This is a genomic window from Neptuniibacter pectenicola (assembly GCF_001597735.1).
Classification (GTDB): Bacteria; Pseudomonadota; Gammaproteobacteria; order Pseudomonadales; family Balneatricaceae; genus Neptuniibacter; species Neptuniibacter pectenicola.
The window spans coordinates 1-250 of sequence record NZ_LUTS01000162.1; the positions used below are offsets into that span (position 1 = coordinate 1).

1 pseudogene is annotated in these 250 nt (G+C 44.4%); it reads right to left on the reverse strand.

The window, feature by feature from the left end:
* Positions 1 to 250, reverse strand: a pseudogene (locus tag A3773_RS17345) (IS481 family transposase); the annotation flags it as partial.

Sequence of the window (250 nt, forward strand, 5' to 3'; positions counted from 1 at the left end):
TATCTTCTAAAGCTTTCAGCCTCTTTTTAAAGTTCTCAAGATTATGTCGAACCCAAATTGAACGGACGCCACTACCTGATACAAAGACACCCGACTTACGTAGTTCATTACTGGTACGGTGCTGACCATGAGCGGGTTGTTCAATAGCATAAGCAACGACAGCTTGTTCTGTTGCTTCATCCACTCTGTTCTTGGGATTCGGTGCTCTACGGCTTTTGTTGATCAGGCTATCGATACCACCTTCTTCAAC